Here is a 6,835-nt window from a genome sequence, read left to right on the forward strand (position 1 = left end):
CCCCGGGGCAGGCACACCCGTCCGACGGCGACACGCCCCGCGGGTGCGCCGGTTCCGGCCCGCGGGACCTGGCAGGAAACGCCCGCCGGGTGGACGGCCGGCATAGGCTCCGCGGCTAGGCTGGCTTCATGAGAGGCAAGGCATCAAAGACAGTCCTGTCCGGGGCACCACTGCTGGCGGTCGCGCTTGTCCTGGCGGCCTGCTCAAGTCCGCAGGGCAGCGGTCCGGGCTGGACGGCGCAGCCTGGTTCGACAGTGCAGCCGGACACCTCGGAACTGCCGCAGGCCTCCGGAACCTCGAGCCCGTCTGCCGGGGCAACGCCGTCAGCCACCGGCGATGCTTCCGCTTCCGCAACGCCGCAGGGTGCTGCCACCGCCTCTGCCTGGAAGACATTCTCGGATCCCGCAAAGACGGTGAGTTTCGAACTGCCGCAGGAGTGGATCGCCCAATCGGTGGCCCCGGAGGAAGGCACCCTGCCCGGAGCGCTCAAGATCGAGGTGAAGAAGCCCGACGGCACGTACGTCGCTGCCCTGCGGACGGGCCTGCCGCCGTCGTCCGCTGAATGCCCGGAAGGCTCCCGGAAGGCATATACGGTGATCAGCAGCGTTCCCGTGGACGTATCCGCCGAGGGCGGTGAAGGGACCATCCCGCCGCGTATGGTCTTCCGCGTCATCCAGGGCTACCGGTATTTCGGTTCCTACGGCATCACCAACGTTGTGGGCGGTGCGGACAACCAGGCCTGCGAGCTTCGGAATGTGGTGCGCGGACCGGCCGGCAAGGGAGACTGGTCGTTCGGCGACGTTGTGTCCCTGAAGCCTTTCGCGCCGGATGAAAAGGTGGCTCCGGCAAAGGCGTTCGACACCCTGGGCCAGGCCGCTGAGTACACCGGCGAAAATTCGGAATTCGCGAACGTCCAGCGGATGCTAATGTCTCTGGAGATCAAAAACTAGTCCCCGTTTCCGGCTCCCACAGGTGCCGGGGCAAACGGCGGCTTTCCTTCCGACGCCGATACCCCCGGAGATTCATGGAACGCTCTGTTTCCGCACGCCTGGCCTTTCGAACCGTAGCCAACACCAAGGTGGCCATGGCCATCGCCGTAGCGAGGAACAGCGGCTACTCCTCGTTTGAGGAATCCCTGTCCGTGATGGCCGGCGGCGAACAGGTCCCGCTCACCGAGGTCTCCGACCACCACGGCGGCCGGCTCCACTACATGGAGTTCGCGGAGCCCGCGGACGTGACCGTGGAGTACTCGGCCACCGTGGCCGGCAGGGCGGAACCGGAGGACGCAGACCTGGCGGACCGCATCCGGTACGTCCGCCCCAGCAGGTACGCGGAATCAGACCGGTTGCTGCCCACCGCCTATGCGGAATTCGACTCTGTGCAGGGCAGCGACCTGCTGCATGCGGTACGCAACTGGGTCCACGGCGAGCTGCGCTACCTCAGCGGCTCATCCCGGGGCACGGACGGCGCGGTGGAAACGCTCCTCAGCCGGCGCGGCGTGTGCCGGGACTTTGCACACCTGGCCATCGCCCTGCTTCGCTCAAAGGACATCCCGGCGCGGCTGGCGGCTGTCTACGCGCCCGGCCTCAGCCCCATGGACTTCCACGCGGTAACCGAGGCCTACGTGGACGGTGCCTGGCACGTCATCGACCCCACGGGGCTGGCCCCGCGGGAGTCGATGCTGCGCATCACGGCCGGCCGGGACTCGTCCGACACAGCCTTCCTGTCCACCGTGGGCGGCAGCCTGGTCCTGAACCAGCTCGGGGTCACCGCCGTGGTGAACGGCGACCTGCCTGTGGAGGACCCTGCCCGGCTGGTGCAACTGGGCTGACTGGCCAGCGCCTGCCGGGGCCCACGCGTGCTGCTGCCTAGCGGGGCGGGCGCGGGCCCAGGGAGCTCCGAAGCTTGTCGGTCAGCCTTCGGAGTTCCTTCTGCTCCGCAGCGGTGAGGGCCGGGCCCACCAGCGCGGAGATGTCACGCACGTGCTCGCGGCCAATCTCCTTTTGGAGTTCCCGCCCCTCGTCGGTCAGTTTCAGCAGCACGCCGCGGCCGTCCTCCGGGGCCGGCATCCTGGCCACCAGCCCCCGCTTCTCCAGCCGCTCCACCAGCCGGCTCAGGCTGGACTGGCTCAACAGGACGTTGTCGTTGAGCTCGTTGAGCCGGAGCCAGCCGGACGGGCAGCGGGAGAGCGTGAACAGGACGTCGTACTCATTCACCGCGAGCTTCCGGAAGGCCGGGCCCGACTGCAGCTTCCGCATGACCGCCACCTGTGCCCGGAACAGCGACTCCCAGGTCTCCGCGGCAAGGCGGACGGGTGATTCCGATCCTCCGGCAGCCATCACGCCTCCGCGGAGGTCTTCTCGGCGTCCTGCGAGGCCAGCAGCGTGGCCACGCGGGCTGCATGGGTGGGCGGCTCGGGGACGTGCGCCGGCTTCCGGGCAGCATACTCCTTGCGCAGGACGGGAAGGACTTCCTCGCCGAACAGATCCAGCTGCTCCAGCACGGTCTTCAGCGGAAGCCCGGCGTGGTCAATCAGGAACAGCTGCCGCTGGTAGTCCCCGAAGTACTCACGGAACGTCAGGGTCTTTTCGATGACTTCCTGGGGGCTGCCGACTGTCAGCGGTGTCTGCGATGTGAAGTCCTCCAGCGACGGTCCGTGCCCGTAGACGGGAGCGTTGTCGAAGTAGGGCCGGAATTCCTTCACGGCATCCTGGGAGTTCTTCCGCATGAAGAACTGGCCGCCCAGGCCCACGATCGCCTGGTCCGCCTTGCCGTGCCCGTAGTGCTCGTAGCGCTCACGGTAAAGGCCAATCAGCTGCTGGTAGTGCTCCTTGGGCCAGAAGATGTTGTTGGCAAAGAATCCGTCGCCGTAGTAGGCAGCCACCTCCGCGATCTGCGGGGTGCGGATGGAGCCGTGCCAGACGAAGGGGGCGACGCCGTCGAGCGGGCGCGGGGTGGAGGTGAAGTTCTGGAGCGGCGTGCGGAACTTGCCCGACCAGTTGACGGTGTCCTCGTCCCAGAGCCGGCGCAACAGGCTGTAGTTTTCGATGGCCAGTTCCACGCCGTCCTGGATGTTCTTCCCGAACCACGGGTAGACCGGGGCGGTGTTGCCGCGGCCCAGCACCAGGTCAACGCGCCCGTCTGCAAGGTGCTGGAGCATGGCGAAGTCCTCGGCAATCTTGACCGGATCATTCGTGGTGATCAGCGTGGTGGCCGTGGATAGCGTGATGCGTTCGGTCTGCGCGGCGATGTAGGCGAGGGTAGTGGTGGGGGAGGAGGAGAAGAACGGCCGGTTGTGGTGCTCACCCAGGGCATAGACATCCATGCCGATTTCTTCGACCTTTTTGGCGATGGCAACGGAGGCCTTGATGCGCTCGTTCTCGGTGGGGGTCCGGCCCGTGGTGGGGTCCGTGGTGATGTCGCTGACGCTGAAAACACCGATCTGCATGATGTGCCTTTCCGTTCGTGGACTTGCTGGCTTGGTTCCAGTGTAGACCAATTTAGATGCATTTGCATCTATCGACGGATATAACGCATTCCGCACGAAAATATTCCGCTGTTTTACTCGGTGCTGCCGGGAGCCGCCCGGCGTCCGCTGACCTTCGGAACCATGCCGGTGGTCCAGTCCTGGAATTCCTCGTCCACATCGGTGGCAGCCCCGAATTCGGGACGTTCCTGAAGCTCCCGCAGCAGGGCCTTTTTCTCGCGCCGGCCCTCCACCAGCCTGTAGAGGACCGGGACCAGGACCAGGGTCAGGGCGGTGGATGAGATCAGGCCGCCGATCACCACTACCGCCAGCGGCTGCGAGATGAAGCCTCCGCCGCCGGTGAGCCCCATGGCCATGGGTGTCAGGGCAAACACGGTTGCCAGTGCGGTCATCAGGATGGGCCGGAGGCGCTGCCGGGCGCCATGGGTGATGGCGTCGGCAACGTTCATGCCCGGCTGTCCGTCCCGCGGCTGCCGGTACTGGTTGATCAGGTCGATCAGCACGATGGCATTGGTGACAACGATGCCCACCAGCATGAGCATGCCGATCAGGGACGGCAGGCCCAGCGGGACGCCGGTCACCAGGAGCAACGCCACGGCTCCGGTGGCAGCGAACGGAACCGAGACCAGCAGGATCAGCGGCTGGATAAGGGACTTGAAGGTGGCCACCATAATGACGTACACAATGGCGATGGCCGCCAGCAGGGCCAGGCCAAGCTGTCTGAAGGACTCGGCCTGCTGGGTTGTCGCTCCGCCGATTTCCGCCGTGACGCCCGGCGGCAACTGCACGTCCGCGAGCCGCTTCTGGACTTCGGCGCTGACCGCTCCAAGGTTGGACCCCGACGGCGTCACGGACACCCGTGCGGTCCGCTGGCCGTTGCTGGCGGTGATGGAAACAGGGACCTCCACCTGCTCCACGGAGGCGATGCTGCCCAGGGTGACGGGGGCGCCCCCTGCCGGCAGCGGAATGTTCCGGACGGCTTCGATGCTGGTGAATCTGGTGCCCTTGCCGATTTGGACGGGGAAGTCATCAGTGTCAATCCGTACTTCCCCTGCCGGGATGGGGCTGATGGTGGATGCCAGGACGCCGGCAACCTGCTCCTCGTTGAGGCCGGCGGCCACGGCTTTGGCCCTGTCCACCTTGACCTGCACCACCGGCTGGGTGGCGGCAAGGTTGGTTGCCACTTCACTGGTGCCGGGCACACCGTTCATCGCTTCGACCATCGTGTCGCTGGCTGCCTGCAGATCCGCCGTGGTGGCGGCTTTGAGGGTGATATCCACGGTGGAGGACGTGCCGAAGCCGCCCTGCTGCGTTCCCACGGATACCTTGCCGGAATCCGGTACCTTGGCCAGCTCCGAACGGACAGTATCCTGCAGCTGCGCCTGGTCTGCCTTCTCGTCGGTCACCACGGTGAACGTCGAGTTGGAGGAGCCGGTGGAGATGAGGGCGGCGAAGCCGGCCTGCGCGTTGCCGGATGTTACCTGGACGTCCTTGACGCCGTCGATCCCGCGCAGGACCTCCTCAAGGCGGATGGCCGCGGCACTGGTGTCCGCCAGGCTGGTTCCGGCCGGCAGCACCTGGCGGACCGTCAGGCTGTTCTGGCCCGAATTGCCCAGGAGGTTGGTGGCCAGCAGCGGAGTCATGGCGGCGGTGGCGCCGAGAACCAGGACTGCTGCCACCAGGGTGATGACGGGGTGCTTCTGCGTCTTACTGAGGATGGGCAGGTAGCCCCGCTGCAGCCTGCTGCGCTGTTCGGCTTCCTGGGCCTTCGCCCGCGCCTCCGCGGCAAATGACCGGGCAGCGGGGGAATCAGGCTGGAAGCTTCCGGAGGCACCGGGGGTCCGGAGGAACCAGTAGGCGAGCACCGGAACAATGGTCAGCGAGACCAGCAGGGATGCGAGCAGCGCCATGGTGACGGTCAGGGCGAAGGGCCGGAACAGCTCACCTGCCAGCTCGCCGACGAAGGCAATGGGCAGGAATACGGCAACGGTGGTGAGTGTGGAGGCCGTGATGGCGCCGGCCACTTCGCGGATGGCCGTGAGGATGGCGGTGACCTTGTCCTCGCCGTAGGTAAGGTGGCGCTTGATGTTCTCGATGACGACGATCGAGTCGTCCACCACGCGGCCAATGGCGATGGTGAGCGCACCCAAAGTGAGGATGTTGAGCGAGTAGCCGGTGGCTGAGAGCCCGATGAAGGTGATCAGCAGGGACAGCGGGATGGATACCGCGGTGACCAGGGTGGAGCGTGCGGACATCAGGAAGACCAGGATGACGGCGACGGCGAAGCCCAGCCCCAGCAGCCCTTCGGTGGTGAGGTCCTTGATGGATTTTTCGATGAAGGGTGCCTGGTCGAAGACCGGAGTGAACTTCGCGTTGGAGCCGAGCTCTGCCTCCAGTTCGTCCAGGGTGTCCCGCACTGCGTGCGAAATGCCCACCGTGTCACCCTCGGGTTTCTTGGTGACGGACACGGCCAAGGTTTCGGTCCCGTTAGTGCGGGTGATGGACGTCCGCTCGTCGTCCTGGAGGGACACGTCCGCCACTGAGCCGATGGTGACCGCATTCTTCGCTCCGGATAACGGGAGGGCCTTGATGGCGTCGAGCGAATCGACGGGACTGCCGATCTGCAGCGAGAGCGTCTTGCCCTGTTCCTCCAGCGTTCCGGCCGGCACCAGCGCGCCGTTGTTTGCCAGCGCATCCCGGATGGACGTAATGGACGCCCCGGCAGACGCCATGGCGTCGCTCCGGGGGAGGATCTCGATGTGCTGGGAGGCGCCGCCTGTGACATCAGCGCCCCGGACGCCGTCGATCTTCTGCAGCCGGGGCACGCTCAGCCGCTGGAGGTCCGCATTCAGTTCACTGAGGGTCTTGTCCGAAGACACCGCGAGGAACACGATGGGGAAGTCGCTGATGCTGCCCGCAATGGCCTGCGGCTGGACGTCCTCCGGCAGGGACCGCTTGGCGTTGGAGATGGCCCGGTCGATCTGGTTCCGTGCCCGGTCCAGGTTGGAACCGTAGGTGAAGACCATGGTGATCTGCGAAACCCCGTTGCGCGACGTGGAGGAGGTGGATTCCAGCCCCTCCACGCCGTTCAGTGCAGTCTCCAGCGGCCCGCTGACCTGTTTGTCCACCACCTCCGGAGAGGCCCCCGGCATGGCAGTCAGCACCGTGATCTGGGGGAACTCAATGGAGGGAATGAGCTCCTGCTTCAGCGACGACATGGTGATTACGCCGAAAACGGAAGCGAAAACAGTGATCAGTGCGATCAGCGCCCGGTTCGCCAGTGAAAGGTGTGCCAGCCGGAACATCGCATGAACTCCTGTGGGGTTGACTAACTGGTGCGGACCCGAT

At 65.9% G+C, this 6,835-nt stretch carries 5 protein-coding genes; 2 read left to right on the forward strand and 3 right to left on the reverse strand.

All coding sequences use genetic code 11. The features are described 5' to 3' along the window. Positions 1–128 precede the first annotated feature (128 nt). Both P2Q66_RS06800 and P2Q66_RS06805 read left to right on the forward strand, forming a co-directional pair. The gene (locus P2Q66_RS06800) at positions 129–950 is read left to right on the forward strand and encodes a hypothetical protein (RefSeq protein ID WP_275726575.1); all 822 of its coding nucleotides are present in this window, start codon (positions 129–131) and stop codon (positions 948–950) included. 74 nt (positions 951–1,024) lie between these two features. After that, positions 1,025–1,831 (forward strand): transglutaminase family protein, encoded by an 807-nt coding sequence (locus tag P2Q66_RS06805; protein WP_275726577.1) that lies wholly within the window; start codon positions 1,025–1,027, stop codon positions 1,829–1,831. Between the two features lie 37 nt (positions 1,832–1,868). Here the strand turns inward: P2Q66_RS06805 and P2Q66_RS06810 are convergent, their stop codons facing one another. The 3 genes from P2Q66_RS06810 to P2Q66_RS06820 all read right to left on the reverse strand — a co-directional run bounded on the left by P2Q66_RS06810 (position 1,869) and on the right by P2Q66_RS06820 (position 6,792). Continuing rightward, entirely contained in the window at positions 1,869–2,339 is a 471-nt protein-coding gene (locus tag P2Q66_RS06810) for a MarR family transcriptional regulator (protein ID WP_079597719.1), read from the reverse strand. Beyond that, positions 2,339–3,448, reverse strand: a complete 1,110-nt coding sequence (locus P2Q66_RS06815; RefSeq protein ID WP_079597720.1) for an LLM class flavin-dependent oxidoreductase — start codon at positions 3,446–3,448, stop codon at positions 2,339–2,341. Before P2Q66_RS06815 ends, P2Q66_RS06810 begins: the two co-directional genes overlap by 1 nt. A gap of 113 nt (positions 3,449–3,561) precedes the next feature. Then, positions 3,562–6,792 carry an efflux RND transporter permease subunit gene (locus P2Q66_RS06820; RefSeq protein WP_275726580.1) on the reverse strand — a complete coding sequence of 1,077 codons (3,231 nt, stop codon included), beginning with the start codon at positions 6,790–6,792 and terminating at the stop codon, positions 3,562–3,564. Between the last annotated feature and the right edge of the window lie 43 nt (positions 6,793–6,835).

Source organism: Arthrobacter sp. Cr_A7, from assembly GCF_029222765.1.
In the GTDB taxonomy this organism is placed as follows: domain Bacteria; phylum Actinomycetota; class Actinomycetes; order Actinomycetales; family Micrococcaceae; genus Arthrobacter.

Coding starts and splice junctions, on each gene's coding strand:
- P2Q66_RS06800 (WP_275726575.1), top strand. CDS start 129: ATGAGAGGCAAGGCATCAAAGACAGTCCTGTCCGGGGCACCACTGCTG.
- P2Q66_RS06805 (WP_275726577.1), top strand. CDS start 1,025: ATGGAACGCTCTGTTTCCGCACGCCTGGCCTTTCGAACCGTAGCCAAC.
- P2Q66_RS06810 (WP_079597719.1), bottom strand. CDS start 2,339: ATGGCTGCCGGAGGATCGGAATCACCCGTCCGCCTTGCCGCGGAGACC.
- P2Q66_RS06815 (WP_079597720.1), bottom strand. CDS start 3,448: ATGCAGATCGGTGTTTTCAGCGTCAGCGACATCACCACGGACCCCACC.
- P2Q66_RS06820 (WP_275726580.1), bottom strand. CDS start 6,792: ATGTTCCGGCTGGCACACCTTTCACTGGCGAACCGGGCGCTGATCGCA.